The organism is Vibrio rumoiensis, assembly GCF_002218045.2.
Lineage (GTDB): Bacteria > Pseudomonadota > Gammaproteobacteria > Enterobacterales > Vibrionaceae > Vibrio > Vibrio rumoiensis.
Genome location: NZ_AP018685.1, coordinates 1,489,344 through 1,504,273 on the forward strand (window position 1 = coordinate 1,489,344; position 14,930 = coordinate 1,504,273).

Annotated in this window: 13 protein-coding genes; 6 read left to right on the forward strand and 7 right to left on the reverse strand. The window is 40.3% G+C overall.

What is annotated here, in order from left to right; all coding sequences use genetic code 11:
- Positions 1-61: 61 nt before the first annotated feature.
- The 4 genes from VRUMOI_RS06940 to rsmF all read left to right on the forward strand — a co-directional run bounded on the left by VRUMOI_RS06940 (position 62) and on the right by rsmF (position 7,433).
- A complete protein-coding gene (locus tag VRUMOI_RS06940) occupies positions 62-1,882 on the forward strand; it encodes an ABC transporter ATP-binding protein (protein WP_089138169.1) in 1,821 nt (606 codons plus the stop codon).
- A gap of 73 nt (positions 1,883-1,955) precedes the next feature.
- Complete coding sequence (locus VRUMOI_RS06945) at positions 1,956-3,227, forward strand: PqiA/YebS family transporter subunit (RefSeq protein WP_089138246.1); 1,272 nt, start codon at positions 1,956-1,958, stop codon at positions 3,225-3,227.
- A complete protein-coding gene (locus VRUMOI_RS06950) occupies positions 3,220-5,856 on the forward strand; it encodes an MlaD family protein (protein WP_231897429.1) in 2,637 nt (878 codons plus the stop codon). The genes VRUMOI_RS06945 and VRUMOI_RS06950 overlap by 8 nt, the downstream gene beginning before the upstream one ends.
- A gap of 134 nt (positions 5,857-5,990) precedes the next feature.
- Entirely contained in the window at positions 5,991-7,433 is a 1,443-nt protein-coding gene (gene rsmF, locus VRUMOI_RS06955; RefSeq protein ID WP_089138167.1) for a 16S rRNA (cytosine(1407)-C(5))-methyltransferase RsmF, read from the forward strand.
- Between the two features lie 83 nt (positions 7,434-7,516).
- On the opposite strand, the gene VRUMOI_RS06960 is transcribed toward rsmF, so the two are convergent.
- From VRUMOI_RS06960 to VRUMOI_RS06985, 6 genes are all read right to left on the reverse strand, one after another.
- Positions 7,517-8,305, reverse strand: a complete 789-nt coding sequence (locus VRUMOI_RS06960) for a transporter substrate-binding domain-containing protein (protein WP_231897430.1) — start codon at positions 8,303-8,305, stop codon at positions 7,517-7,519.
- A gap of 280 nt (positions 8,306-8,585) precedes the next feature.
- Positions 8,586-8,876, reverse strand: coding sequence for a hypothetical protein (locus VRUMOI_RS06965; RefSeq protein WP_089138166.1), 291 nt, complete (start codon positions 8,874-8,876; stop codon positions 8,586-8,588).
- Between the two features lie 441 nt (positions 8,877-9,317).
- Entirely contained in the window at positions 9,318-9,908 is a 591-nt protein-coding gene (locus VRUMOI_RS06970; RefSeq protein WP_089138165.1) for a DUF2238 domain-containing protein, read from the reverse strand.
- Between the two features lie 71 nt (positions 9,909-9,979).
- Complete coding sequence (locus VRUMOI_RS06975) at positions 9,980-10,813, reverse strand: CvfB family protein (protein ID WP_089138164.1); 834 nt, start codon at positions 10,811-10,813, stop codon at positions 9,980-9,982.
- 136 nt (positions 10,814-10,949) lie between these two features.
- Positions 10,950-11,429 carry a PaaI family thioesterase gene (locus VRUMOI_RS06980; RefSeq protein WP_089138163.1) on the reverse strand — a complete coding sequence of 160 codons (480 nt, stop codon included), beginning with the start codon at positions 11,427-11,429 and terminating at the stop codon, positions 10,950-10,952.
- 144 nt (positions 11,430-11,573) lie between these two features.
- On the reverse strand, positions 11,574-12,467 hold the full coding sequence (locus VRUMOI_RS06985) for a putative PEP-binding protein (protein WP_089138162.1): 894 nt from the start codon (positions 12,465-12,467) through the stop codon (positions 11,574-11,576).
- A 205-nt stretch (positions 12,468-12,672) separates the two neighbouring features.
- Between VRUMOI_RS06985 and VRUMOI_RS06990 the strand changes: the two genes are divergently transcribed.
- Positions 12,673-13,737, forward strand: a complete 1,065-nt coding sequence (locus VRUMOI_RS06990) for a 3-deoxy-7-phosphoheptulonate synthase (RefSeq protein WP_089138161.1) — start codon at positions 12,673-12,675, stop codon at positions 13,735-13,737.
- A 2-nt stretch (positions 13,738-13,739) separates the two neighbouring features.
- Positions 13,740-14,222: a YajQ family cyclic di-GMP-binding protein gene (locus VRUMOI_RS06995; protein WP_089138160.1), complete on the forward strand. Its 483-nt coding sequence runs from the start codon at positions 13,740-13,742 to the stop codon at positions 14,220-14,222.
- Between the two features lie 80 nt (positions 14,223-14,302).
- Here VRUMOI_RS06995 and VRUMOI_RS07000 read toward each other — a convergent pair whose 3' ends face one another.
- On the reverse strand, positions 14,303-14,917 hold the full coding sequence (locus VRUMOI_RS07000; RefSeq protein WP_089138159.1) for a flavin reductase family protein: 615 nt from the start codon (positions 14,915-14,917) through the stop codon (positions 14,303-14,305).
- Positions 14,918-14,930: the final 13 nt, after the last annotated feature.

Here is a 14,930-nt window from a genome sequence, read left to right on the forward strand (position 1 = left end):
CTTCCATCTTTTTTCAATTTACGTACAATGCCAACACCGAAAATAGGGATCATTATCAAATATGAATAACGACGATAGGCATATAATTAACCAGAGTTGGTTACTCACTCAAGTTAAGAAGCACAAGGGTAAATTAATCTTTGCCAATGTGGTAGCGATTTTAGCCACTATTATCAGTGTGCCTATCCCATTATTAATGCCTTTAATGGTCGACGAAGTTTTGTTAGATAAACCCGCGACTGGCATTGAGTTAATGAACGCCATTTTGCCTAGCGCACTTCATAACCCAACAGGGTATATTGGGTTCGTATTTTTATTAATCGTATTAATGCGCACAGCAAGTCAGTTACTTAACATTATTCAAAGTCGGCAATTCACTCTCGTATCTAAGACGATTACCTACCATATTCGAGCCAGAATGTTGGATAAACTTGGCCTTATCAGTATTCAACAATATGAAACTTGTGGCAGTGGTGGCATTAACTCACATTTAATTACCGATGTTGAGACCATTGATTCTTTTATTGGAACCACTCTTAGCAAATTTATTATTAGTTTTTTGACCGTATTTGGTACTGCCGTGGTTTTACTCTGGCTAGATTGGCGATTAGGCTTATTTATCCTGCTAGTAAACCCTATTGTTATTTACTTCTCTCGCAAGCTAGGAAGTAAAGTTAAACATTTAAAACAACGAGAAAATCATTCTTTTGAACGCTTTCAAAATCGATTGATTGAAGTGCTCGATGGCATTTACCAACTACGTGCGTCGAATAAAGAAAAGCTTTATCTTGAGCAACTAAAAAGACAAGCCGATGAAATTCGTCAAGATGCCGATAGGTTTGCATGGCAATCTGAAGCGGCTGGACGCTTATCTTTTCTATTGTTTTTACTTGGCTTTGAATTATTTCGCGCTGTCGCAATGTTAATGGTGTTATTTAGTGATCTTACTATTGGTCAGATCTTTGCTGTTTTTGGCTATTTATGGTTTATGCTCGGCCCTGTTCAAGAATTACTGGGGGTACAATTTTCATGGTATAGCGCGAAAGCGGCCTTACAACGCATCAATTTATTACTACAAATGGAAGAAGAATATCGTCCAGTTTCTACTGTTAACCCATTCACACAACATGTTCCTGTCGATATCCAAATAAACGATGTTTGCTTTTCTTATAATGATGAATCCCAAGTATTAAACCATTTAAGTTTAACGATTCCTGCTGGGAAAAAAGTGGCGCTCGTTGGCGCAAGTGGTGGCGGTAAATCAACGCTAATACAGCTTCTCATTGGTGTTTATCGCCCACAAAGCGGCACCATTAAATTTAATGGTGAAAATGCAGATAACATTGGATTTGAAATAATTCGGGACCAAATAGCAGTTGTAATACAGCAACCTATCCTATTTAATGACACGCTAAGGAAAAACCTGACCCTTGGTGGTGACTTTTCTGATGCTGATTTATGGCATGTGTTAGAAGTTGCACAGTTGGATGATGTCATTACTCAGCTTTCTAATGGGTTAGACACACAAGTAGGAAGGCAAGGCGTTAGATTATCAGGCGGGCAAAGACAACGATTATCAATTGCTCGAATGTTGCTCACTAATCCTCAATTTGTGATTTTAGATGAAGCGACATCCGCACTGGATACCGCGACGGAATCAAAACTACATAAAGCGATGAATACCTTCTTAAATGGACGGACAGCGCTCATTGTGGCTCATCGACTATCCGCGGTGCAACAGGCAGATCTCATCTATGTTTTAGAAGATGGAAAAGTTATTCAGACTGGCACTCACAAGGAGCTGGTCGTTGAAGAAGGTCTCTATCAAACGTTATACGGTAACAATCAGACAGTAATAAATAACAACTTGGCCTATAAATAAACACCGTACTGGTCATGCAGAGGAATGAATGAGTCCAAAAAATGTTCGTGACATACACACCTTAAATGAAGGGATGGAGACTCAATCCAACCTTCAGGTTAATGATGCCCAAAACATTACTCATCGCCATCAAGCGTCTATCATTTGCCCATGCTGTGATATTAAAGTACACACTCAAGAACTTCCGACCGGAATAAATGCTCATTGTCCTCGATGTGATACACAATTATATAGAGGCAAGCAGTTCCTGCTACATACCAATTTAATGCTCGCGATTAGTGGATTGATCTTTCTTATCCCCGCTCTATTTTTACCTTTCATTACGATTAGACTCATCAATGTCAACTTTTCATCCACCCTCATGTCAGGGTCTTTTGCACTTTTTAATGAAGGTTTTTTTGCACTCAGTATTCTCATACTTCTATGCAGTACAGTGGTTCCTCTGCTCCTCTTCATATCAGTTATCAGTGCCCACTGGGGACTAAAACATAAACATTTTCCGATTTTTAAATACTCCTTACTGATTTACCAAAAAGTAAAACATTGGTGGATGATCGATGTTTTTTTATTAAGCATCGCTGTTGCTTCTTTTAAGCTACTTGAATACTCGACGGTTACTCCACAGATTGGACTTATCTGCATCACTTTTTCACAAATTATTGCCATTACTTTAATTATAAGGATGAGTGTGCGCCGATACTGGCAAGTATGGAGCCCTGCTGCAAGCTATGAATTATCTGAAATAGAATCACACTGCCAGCATTGCCATCTTTCTCAACCTAAAAGTAATAAATGCCGCCGTTGTCATAGCCCCATTATTCACAGAAAGCCTAACTCGACCCAAAAAACATGGGCTTTTCTCATTGCCGCCACCGTCTTTCTTATTCCCGCGAACTTTTTAGAAATCTCGATTATCTTCAGTAATGGCATTCGCTATGAAGATACGATTTTCTCTGGCGTCGTCACCTTGACCAAAGGGCATATTCCCATTGCCATCGTGATTTTTGTCGCCAGTATTTTAGTCCCCGTAGCGAAAATAGTCGGTTTAGCTTATATTTTGATCTGTATACAATTAAAATCTTCTACCGATCGATACCAAAGAATGAAACTCTATCTGTTTGTAAAATGGATAGGCAAATGGTCCATTTTAGACCTATTCGTTATTGCAACGACTATTGCACTCGTAGACCGAGACCAGATCCTTGATTTTTCCCCCGGCCCAGCAGCGATTGCTTTTGCCGCTGTCGTCGTTTTAACCATGCTTGCTGCTGAAAGTTTAGATCCACGCCTAATTTGGGATCAACCGTCTAAAACCAACAATAAGAATGAATCCTCTTATGAATAATGAGACACCAGAAAACCAAGTTAAACTCAAACAAGACCGTAAAATCTCCCCTTTATGGATTTTACCAATTATTGCTTTATGCCTAGCGAGTTGGCTTGGTTATAAAAGCTATAGTGAAATGGGCCAACGCATTCAAATACATTTCACCAATGCTCAAGGTCTTATCGAAGGTAGAACGACAATACGCTATCAAGGCTTAGAAGTTGGTATCGTGCGTAAGATTAGCCTTTCAGATAATCTAAAAGACATCTACGTCACTGCAGACATCTATCCTAAGGCCACTAAACTTTTATCAGACAATACACGTTTTTGGCTGGTAAAACCGAAAGCGAGTTTGAGTGGTATAACCGGCCTTGATGCCTTGGTATCGGGCAACTACATCGCGATTCAACCACCAGAAGATGTCATGAGCGGCAAAAAGCACCACTTAGAGACTGAATACACGGCACTGAAAGAAGAGCCGATGGATATACGTGCACAAAATGGTGTCAATATCACACTCACCTCAAAAGATTTAGGCTCTATTTCTGTCGGCTCTAAAATCATGTTTAGAAAAATCCCTATCGGTGAAGTGACTAACTTCACTCTTGCTGATGACGGTAGTTCAGTGAAAATTCAAACGTCTATCAAACAAGAATATGCGCATATCATCAATTCAGATAGCCGTTTTTGGAACGTCAGTGGGATTAGCACCAGCATTGGATTTAACGGCATTGATGTTCAACTTGAAAGCTTAAACTCACTATTAATGGGTGCCATTGCGGTTGATTCCCCAGAAGATGGGCAGCCTATCAATACTGATAAAGTCTATAAACTCTACCCTGATATCAAAACCGCAGGCCGGGGCATTAGAATAACCATGGACGTTCCTGATAATAGCAACGTGTCTGCCAATGCTCCTATCATGTACAAAGGCATCGAAGTCGGGCAAATTACTGATATCGGCTTATCTGATGACAAAACAAAAGTGGTTGCCTCTGCTGCCATTCAACCTGCGTTTTCTGATGCATTAAACAGCGGATCCCATTTTGTACTAGAAGAAGCCAAGCTGTCTTTGACAGATATGAAAAATGTCAGCAACTTCATTCGAGGTAACTACCTCAGTCTAGTTCCAGGAACTGGGCAGCGTGCTCGCCACTTTAGGGTCGTCAAAAAGAATGAGTTATTACGAGCGTCACATCAAACCACTCAAATCAACTTATCCGCAGATGATACTTACGGATTAGAAGAAGGTACGCAAATTCTTTATCGTGGTATTCCTGTCGGTAATATCAACAAAATTTACTTAGATGGCGAGCGTGTTCGTTTTGATGCTCAAATTGATACCCAATACTTACATTTAATTAAATCAAAAAGTCGTTTTTTCATTACCTCTAGCGTCAACGCAAGCTTTACCGGCACAGGGATTAATGTCTCTATGCCACCAATAAAGCACCTACTGGCTGGTTCGGTTAGCTTTGACAGCCTGGGTGAAGATAAAAGAAATTCCGAATATCACTTGTATGCAAGCCAACCTCTGGCCGATTTAGCCAAATATGAAACAGCAGGTTCCACAGGTTTAACCTTATTTGCAGACACTCTACCTCCAGTATCTATTGGAAGCCCTATCCTATATCGCAATTTAGAAGTTGGGAAAGTGTCTCATTTTTCTTTAGTTGATGGTGGTGTGAAAATTCAAATCCGAATTGAAAACCGCTATAAACATCTATTAACGAAACAAACCGTCTTTTGGAATCACTCAGGTGTTCAAGTTGATGCGAGTTTAAGCGGGCTAAAGGTGACCGCGTCACCTTTAGCTAGTTTATTAAACGGTGGAATTTCCTTTGATAACTTGCCTGGCGTCGAAAACAAGCTTAATAATAATTGGCTTTTATACCAAGACTATAAATCTGCTCGTCAGTTTGGCCGAAAAGTAACGCTAGTCACGGCGAAAAATGAAACTGTCACCAAAGGTATGCCAATCAAATACCAAGGGGTTCAAGTTGGTGAAGTCACGCTCGTTCATCTGAATTTCCCGAAAAAGAATGTCGAAATTTCAGCGCGAATTTTTCCTGAATACGTCGATAACATTGCAAAAAAAGACAGCCATTTCTGGGTGGTGACACCTGAAATAGGATTAACCGGTGCAAAGCATATTGATACTATTTTAAGCCCTTATATCGAAGTTGAGCCTTCTGATTCTAAAGAGTTAAGCTACAATTTCAGCCTTGGGCATCATGAAAAATCATCCAGCGGAGCCATTTTTTATCTACAAAGCTTAAATCGTGCCTCTGTCAAGGTTGGCGCCCCTATCTTGTATAGAGATTTTGAAATTGGCCATGTTACTAGTGTTGAGCTTGGAGATTTATCTGATCGCGTCATTACCACCATTGACATCGAACCTAAATATGCTTACTTAATTCGTAAAAACTCCGTCTTTTGGAATGTGTCAGGCGTGAATGTCAGCATTGGCTTAACTGGCGCAAATATTAAAGCTGGAACGGTAGATAATGTATTACGCGGTGGTATTGCATTTGCGACACCAGATGATGAGTCGCTACAACCTGCCGCATCAAAAGAGTCCACGTTCTTATTAAATAAAGAACCTCAGCCTGAGTGGCTGACATGGCAATTAGCGATCCCTAAATAATGATCGCAGTGAATAAACCATTCACTTAGCTTAAAAACAACTTACTTGATAAATGCAGCGGTTAAATCAGCTGCATTTTTTTTCATTTCAGTTAAAATTCGCCCTTAATTTTTATCTCCGTTGAGGTTTATCCTGTGCACGCTAATGTCTATCTCCCTAATGAGTTTCTTGAACTTGTTCAATCAACTATGCCAAGTCACTTATCAATGGATGATTTTATTGCGGCCTGCCAGCGACCTCTTCGCCGTAGCATTCGCGTTAACACCCTCAAGATCGATGTAGCTTCTTTCCAGAATGTTGCCCAACAAAAAGGTTGGTCTTTAGCTCAAATCCCATGGTGCAAAGAAGGCTTTTGGATTGAGCGAAGCGATGAGAGCGTCCCGCTTGGCAACACTGCCGAGCATTTAGCCGGTTTATTTTACATCCAAGAAGCCAGTTCAATGTTACCTGTAACGGCGCTATTACAAGACAATGAACAACTCAATCTTGTTCTTGATATGGCGGCAGCTCCCGGCTCAAAGACCACACAAATCGCCGCGGCAATGAACAATCAAGGTGCACTGGTTGCCAATGAGTACGCAGCTAGCCGCGTGAAAGTGCTTAGTGCCAATATTCAACGCTGTGGCGTTCACAACACGGCTTTAAGTAATTTTGATGCACGTGTATTCGGCGGCTGGCTTCCTGAGCACTTTGATACCATTTTATTAGACGCGCCCTGTTCAGGTGAAGGTACCGTTCGCAAAGATGCTGATGCGATGAGTAATTGGGATTTAGGATCGGTTACTGAAATCGCCGAAACACAAAAAGATCTCATTGAAAGTGCCTTTCACGCTTTAAAACCTGGTGGAACAATTACCTACTCAACCTGTACTCTGAACCACCAAGAAAACCAACAAGTCTGCCTGCACTTAAAACAAAAATTTGGTGATGCTGTTGAGTTTTTGCCACTTGGTGATTTATTTGAAAATGCAGAACAGGCATTAACCGAGCACGGATTTTTACATATTTATCCGCAAATATTTGATAGTGAAGGTTTCTTTGTCGCAAAAATCAAAAAGCTTTCTTCAGTTCAAGCACCTGAAGTGAAGAAGCGTTTAGGGAAATTCCCTTTTGAAGTTGCGAATGATAAAACCTATCAACAAATTCAACAGGAATTACAAAACACTCTTGGACTGGATATTCCTTCCAGCAGTCAAGTCTGGCTACGAGATCAAGAAGTGTGGTTATTCCCTTCAGCAATGACTCATATGATTGGCGAATTACGCTTTAGTCGAATTGGCCTGAAACTGGCAGAAACATTAAAGCCATCAAAGAAAAAAAATGCCCCCCTTTACCGATGGCAACATGAAGCCGTCATGGCATTAGGCAAAGCGAGTAATCTCAAGAGTGTGGAGTTAAGTATCGAAGAGGCACGTGAATGGTTCATGGGCCGAGATGTACGCCCTAACATAGAAGCTGGAAACGGTGAAGTTATGGTTACCTACTCTAATGCGGTAATTGGCTTAGGAAAATGGGTTGGAAATCGAATAAAAAATGGATTGCCACGCGAACTCGTTAGAGATAAAAACTTATTCTAAGTGCAAATGTGATCGGCTCATACCACTATAGATATGAGCCGATTGTTATTCATCTTGCGAATGAAAGAAATGGCTTATGATTGTTACTGCACAATTTCCCATTGTGTGGCTAAACGACGTTTAACCCCGCTACCTAACCACTCATTGACTCTATCAAGCAACTCAATATTGTTTTTGTTCATCATATACACCTTATAACTTTCAGTGCCTTCTAATACATCTTCTGAAGCAATGCAGAACACCCCACTTTCGTTTCTTTGATAATAGCGGCCTTCAATTAAATCCGTAAACATGACATCCGCTCTTTTATCCCGAATCGCGCGTAAAGTTTCAAAGTTATCTTTCTTACGTTGGATAATGGCATGCTTGATGTGTGTATTTACATACATTTCATTGGTACCACCAGGATTGACAGCCACTTTTACATTGGGCTGATCGATATCTTCTAGCGATTGAAATTCTAATTTTTTACTACAATGTGTCAGAGCAATTTTGCCATTTTTAGCCACGGAATTAGATAATGCGAATTGTTGTGCTCTCTGAGGCGTTTTGGTCACTCCACCCGCCGCGATATCAAATTTATCCGCTAAAAGATCAGAGCTCAATGTTGGCCATGTCGTGGCAACAAACGTGACATTAAGCCCTAAAGATTGAGCTAACTTCTCAGTCATATCAACATCAAAGCCGACCAGCGTCCCCATTTTATTGCGAAATGACAACGGTGAATAATCTCCAGTAAGTCCTATGCGCAATTCACCACTTTGCTTTATTTCATCCCAAGTCCTCGCATGAGACGAGCTAATTGAACCTAAGGTACAAGTAACAAGTAGACAAGTGACAAAACTCATCCAGCACGGTTTCTTTTTCATCATAATAACTTCCATGTTTAAAACGTTTGGGTGTTTCGACGATTGACAGCAGCCCCTTTGCTTTTTATTTCAATCATCATATATCCAATAACATTGGAATAAGTATAACAACAGAAAGCGCATGAAAACTCTATTGGTTTTCGTAATAAATAAGAAGATTATTCTATTTTAACGGGGACTAACGTATTGATGATAGTAGAAGTAAAATATATTGGATAAATGACGGAACAGGCAGGAAAATAAAAACAAACTCCTCCTTGAGCCTGCGATTACAAAAAAGCGATTAATGACGAGTAAAGCTTGGTAGCTCATCGATAAAATGATGCTCTTTTTCTATTACACCAGCCTTCTCTCGTTGCTGGCCAAGTTCCGGAGCATTTAAAAATGCTTTAGCTTTTTTCTGATCAAAGACTTTAAACATACAAAAAACATTAAACTCCGTTTCAGTGGATGATGTTTCATGCCAAAGACTTTTAAGCATTAACCCTGCTTCTTCATAGGAAATGGTGTTTACATTGAAGTAATCACGCCATACCTGATAGTCCATGATTTTATTTCTACATAAAAGATACATAATAAAACCTAGTTGATTATATACCCAAGTGGCTTCAAGATGCCGAATTCAGAGCTATCATCCGAACCTTTAGACAAGGATGATTGGCGAAGGAATGTAAGCACCTTTCAAACCAATCTGACGCAGCCTTTCTCTTATAACTTTCTCTTATAAAAAGAGGCGATTTGGATGAAGCTCCCGAAGGGCAAGTTAAAACAAGCTTTATGCGGCGTTAAATTGAACAGAGATAGAATGACTATAATCCTATTCAATTTGCCTTGCTTACCGCTTGTTTTATTCTTACTGAAACTCGCCTCTTGATGTTACTTGGGTATAACAGTTACTCACTTTCAGTGGGCGGCTATTTAATGCCATTTGTTTCAATGGTTCAAGCATTGGTGATTAAATTATCAACAACCCTTCCCAAGAAAAGCGACTTCTTTGATATAACTCAACTAATCTTCACCCTTTCAGTGCCTTTAGCTGTCTATCATGCCACTTAGCCATCACAATAAGGCAAGTTATCGCACCAAATAGAGCAAAAGCCATATCCGACTGTGTATCCCATACGTAGCCTTGAGTACCGAGGAATGCTTCTGCATTTTCCCCCGTTGCGACCGCTACCCACCATTCGATTAACTCGTAAAAAGCACTAAAGGCTAAACAAACCGATACCGCAAACAAGTTCATCCAGGCTTTACCATTAACAATATTGAGTCTAAGCAGTAACTCTCGAGCAATTAAGGCAGGAACAAAACCTTGAGCAAAATGACCGAGTTTGTCGTAATTATTTCGAGTAGCACCGAAGAGATGATCGAACAGAGGCACTTCAGCATACGTATAATGGCCACCGACCATCAAAATAATGCAATGGATAAGAATGAAGAAATAAAGCAATGAAGTCAGCTTAAAACGCTGATAGGTGAAAAGTAATAGCGCTGCCCCAATAAGTGCGGGCAATACTTCTAAAAACCATGTGAAGGTATCTTTCGGGTCAAGTGCCGACCATACAAACGTCACTACAAACACCAGTGCCCATAAAACTCTTCCCATCACCTATCCTCTCATGCCCTTAAATAGCAAAACGCACAACGTAATGTTGTGCGTTTTTTAAACTCTTAATACTAAATTTTGTAAATCCCATCTTTGTCTATGCGGATTTTACCTTGCTTATATAATCCACCGATGGTCTTCTTAAATGTCCCTTTACTGGTACGAAACACGGTGAAAATCGCTTCTGGTGTAGATTTATCACTCAACGGTAAAAAACCGCCTTTGCTTTCTAATACATGCATGACCTTCTCACTAAGATCATCCATCTTCGCCACACCAATTTTCTGCAAAGAAAGATTGATACGACCATCTTCTCGAATCTCTTTGATAAAGCCTTTAAGTCGTTTACCAACAAACAATTTGCCGAAGACATCTGATTTAAAGATCACGCCCCAATGCTCACCATTAATAATAGCTTTGAAACCTAGGTCGGTACGTTCTGCAATCAGCAGGTCAACCTGTTGGTTAATTTCATAGTTAGCAGGGGCTTTATCTAATAGTTTATTAAATTTGGTGGTGCCAACAATACGACCAGAGGCCTTATCAGAGTAGACATAAACTAATATGTTTTGTCCTTCATTTAATGGCACACGTTGATTGCTAAAAGGTACCAATAAATCTTTCTTATCAATGCCCCAATCGACAAACGCGCCAATATTATTCACACCAACCACGTGCATCATTGCCCACTCACCGACTTGTGCAAGTGGTTTTTCTGTTGTAGCAGACAGTTGGTTATCTGAATCAAAGTACAACATCACATCAACGTCATCACCAATATTTGTCCCTTCTGGTACAAATTTATTTGGCAATAAAACCGAGCCGTAATCATCCGCGTCTAAAAAAACACCGAAATCGGCTTGTTTGGTAACTTTAAGTGTGTTGATTTGACCAATATTAATCATGAAAACTCTTATTTATTAAAAACGTATTAATTGCCAGTGATAACTGTAGCAAGACCGAAAAGATTATACTCGCTTGCCCATATTATTCACGCAAATACTACGTAAAACGAAAAGTTAACTGCTCAAAACCCCAATCTTAGGTATTACCCACCACTTTCACTGATAAGGTTAATTCAAATTCGGCCATCGGCTGATCACCATTTAAACTCGGGCACAATGCTGTAATACGCACCGCTTGATTAATACGCTCACCGGTTTCCATGGTTTCCGCTAACATTTTATCGATAAGTTTTCCGTCATTACACACAAAAACAACATCCGCTTCAGGTCGAGCTAAAAACTCCGCTTTCACGGCTTTAAATGCTAATGAAATTTTCTTACCCATTTGCTCAGATTTACTAATCGCAAGAAATCCACCAGCCGCATCGGCCCCAACCGCAAGCGCGCCAAAATACATACTATGAAGGTGATTTTTGGTCTCTTTATTAAGCGGAATCTTAATCTCAACAGATTCATCGGTTAGCGTTAATATCTCTGGCTGACAGTAACCAATCATCGGAACTAATTGCTCACCAAAATATTTAAGATGTTCATTTGCCTGACTAAGTACTGTCATTTTACTATTCCTTTTTATTTGATAATCACCTCTGACCAGTTAAACCAGTATTAACACTTTAGTCAACAGTGAAACATTCAACCTGTTATCAATATAAAAAAAACCGACATTTACGTCGGTTTTTTGTGATGAGTGTAGAGAACATTACATCCCAGCAAGTACTTGTACAGATTCTAAATCCGCTAGTGTTTCTTGCATTTTAGGATAGTGGGCTAGATTTTGACAATAAACGACACAAGGCTTATTAGCGTGAACTGCCGCTTTCGCCGCTTGCGACAGTAACATCAACACGGCCTCATGTTCTGGGTTAAAGAGCGCTTCCAATGCTTGGTTATGAATATCGACACCTAAGGTTAATTGCGTCAAATTACCCGTGTTAACAACCAATCCATCAAAGTATTGTAATAATTTATCGGCAAGCAGCACCGATGAAGGCGCATCACAGCAGTAAAGAACTTTCAGTCCGCCTAACCCTCTAGGAAGCCCTTGAACAGCTAAGCGGTCGATGATCATCGCTGCATCACTTAAAGCACGCACGAAAGGAACAACAATCTCTATATCGATTCCTTTGTCACGGAGTTGCTTAATAACCTGACATTCAAGTTCAAAAGAATGCGTATGTTCCACGGATGCAAAACGCGATACACCTCGAACACCAATCACCGGATTCACTTCCGGCTTTTCGATAGCACCGCCAATGAGAGCGGTATAAGCATAACTATCAGCATCGGATAAACAGACTCTTACTTGTTTATGTTGAGGTAAAATAGAAGACTCTATACGAGAAACAAGCGTAGACACGAAGTGATCATCAATAGATTGCTCACCGACTATCGCCTTTAAGCTCGATTTATCAGCTTCAGATAATGAATCGAGATGCTGCCCAATTTCTGGGTGATAAAATATGCTTTCTTGTACTAAATCACTAAGAGAAACAAACAAATGTGTCGCACTCTCAAGCGGTGATGATTGAGGTGATGGTAATACATCTCCCATTAATGTATTAGCTGGGATGGTTCCTTGCGCAGTATGAGTCATAATTACTCCGTTAAATTAAAATCGCTATGGCTTGAAAATACTGAGATAAAGATGACAAAACAAGAAAAAATATCTTTTATCGCTCAATAATTCACCGATTACTCATAAAATAATAAAATTCCACAACAAAACGAGTATGAACGTTTATTCACAGCCATATTTCCGTTATCTTTATCCAGTGTATCTTTAAAATGAAGACGAACAAATGCCTTTAGTAAAAACTGATGAGCTAAGAACTCAAGCGTTAGGGCCTATGCCAACGCCGATGGAGTTGATGCAAGCTCACCCTCTACCCGATGAAGTTGCCGAGCATATTGAACACTCTCGCCGCCAGATAGAAAATATTCTTTCAGGTAAAGACTCTCGCCTGCTTGCTATTGTTGGCCCATGCTCTGTTCATGACACCGAAGCGGCGATGGATTATGCTCAGCGACTAAACCGACTACAAGAACAGTACAAAGATGAATTATTTATCGTCATGCGTACGTATTTTGAAAAACCAAGAACCGTCATTGGTTGGAAAGGTTTAATTACCGACCCAAACCTAGACGGTAGCTATGCATTAGAAGCAGGGTTAAATAAAGCACGAAAATTATTACTTGATATCAACAAACTGGGTCTGGCTACGGCGACTGAGTTTTTAGATATGGTAACAGGTCAATACATTGCAGACCTTATTTCGTGGGGGGCCATCGGCGCACGTACTACCGAATCTCAAATCCACCGAGAAATGGCCTCAGCACTTTCTTGTCCGGTTGGATTTAAAAATGGTACCAATGGCAATGTTAAAATTTCAACCGATGCCATTCGTGCCGCTCAAGCTTCACATTACTTCTGCTCACCAGATAAAAATGGCCGCATGACGGTTTATCGCACATCAGGCAATCCACACGGACACACCATCTTACGTGGCGGTGACACTGGACCAAACTTTGATGCAGTATCCATCCAATCCGCTTGTGAGCAATTAACCGAAGTAGGATTAACGCCTCGCCTGGTGGTAGATTTCAGCCATGCCAACTGCCAGAAGGAACATCGTAAACAATTAGATGTTGCTCGAGATATTTGTCAGCAAATCAGCAACGGTTCTCAATCGATTGCAGGTATTATGGCAGAAAGCTTTATTGAAGAAGGTAATCAGCCAATGACGGACTTAAACGCCCTCACCTATGGCAAATCGATTACCGATCCATGCCTAAGTTGGCAAGATACGGTAACCATGTTAGACATGCTTGCCACTACCATTAAGAACCAACCGGAGAAGAACTGATCATGCCTTCATTTGACATCATTTCTGAAGTGGACAGCGTTGAAGTAAGAAACGCTGCTGAAAATGCGAATCGTGAACTCGATACGCGTTTTGACTTTCGCAACGTCAATGCGAGCTTTGAATTTAAGAACGATATTGTAAAACTGACTGCAGAAAACGAATATCAGCTTGGACAAATGATGACGATGCTTCGTGGTCAACTTGCTAAGCGTGGTGTCGATGCTAATGCGGTTGACTTACAAAAAGCCGATCAAACTGGCAAAACACACACTCAAGAAGCCAGCTTCAAGCAAGGTGTGGATATTGCAGTAGCCAAAAAAGTCGTTAAGCTTATCAAAGACTCAAAAATTAAAGTTCAAGCCTCGATTCAAGGCGACAAAGTTCGCGTGACAGGTAAAAAACGTGATGATTTACAACAAGTAATGGCGCTTGTTAAAGGTGCTGAATTGGATCAACCATTCCAATTTAATAACTTTAAAGACTAAACTAGCCCTATATCTATCATAAATAAAGACAGGCGATACATCTCTGTATCGCCTGTCTTGTCTTTAGTGTAAATGTTCCATTACGCTGGTCGTTGAACCGAAACCACTTCGGTAACTTTACCGTACTCAATTCCGCCTAAACGCCCTAACGGGTTCACTTTTAAAGCATCAATAATCAGCCTGTCATGACGAGTATGATCGATCACGGAATCATCAATATAAACTTCTTCTATTTTAGCAAACACGAGAGTTTGATTGTTGTCACCAATCTCATCGGTTTTATATAAACGACAACCAAAAGCAATCGAACAGCCTTTAAGCTTAGGCAATTCAAACCCATCAAATGTTTCAGTCATTAATTGATTGGCAATAAGCTCTGATTCACCATGCTCAAGAGTTGCAGAAGTGCGAGTGACAATCTCTGCCATTTCCATGCTAGCAATGTGAATAACCAGTTTTTCTGTACGAAGAGCATTGGTCACCGTATCTTTAGGATCGCCATTAGGCTTTTTACCCACAGAAAACATCAATAACGGAGGCTCACTACAAACCGGTGTAAAAAAAGAAAATGGGGCAAGATTGTAGTTACTCTCTGCAGATTCAGTAAGAACCCAAGCGACCGGCCTAGGCATCACAGTCTGAGTCATTAAATGATAAATAGAATGTTGTGTGTTGGTATCTACGGTGATATTCATACTTTTCTCACTC